Genomic DNA, 338 nt, shown 5'->3' with positions numbered 1-338 from the left:
GTGCGGCGTGCCGGGTGGTGAGGACTGGCGGGCGGTGCCGCGGCTGGCGGTCCTGAGCCCGTATGTGGCGCAGTTGCTGCTGTCGCGGCTGGAGCGGGCGGGGTGGTCGGGTCGGGAGTTCCGGTCGCATGCCGCGTTCCTGCGCTCGTCTGGTCGCCCTGACCTGGCGGACGCGGTCGAGGCAGGGCACGCGCAGCTGCTGGCGTCGGCGGCGCAGCGTCGCGCCTCGCTGCCAGTGCCGTCGATTTCCGATGACGGAAATGCGGAAACGGAAATGGCGTCCGCTCCGGCAGGCTCGGCGGTGTCAGAAGAGATGACCGCGAGAGAGGCGGCCGAGG

The 338-nt window shown here is 72.2% G+C and carries 1 protein-coding gene; it reads left to right on the top strand.

Annotated features, from left to right (window positions below):
- Positions 1-338 (top strand): hypothetical protein (locus N864_RS25400; protein WP_162164575.1); only part of this gene is annotated, 338 nt, incomplete at both ends.

Source organism: Intrasporangium chromatireducens Q5-1, from assembly GCF_000576575.1.
Taxonomy (GTDB): Bacteria; Actinomycetota; Actinomycetes; order Actinomycetales; family Dermatophilaceae; genus Intrasporangium_A; species Intrasporangium_A chromatireducens.
Note: the sequence above shows the minus strand (reverse complement) of the source record. Positions and strands in the feature narration are given on the sequence as shown.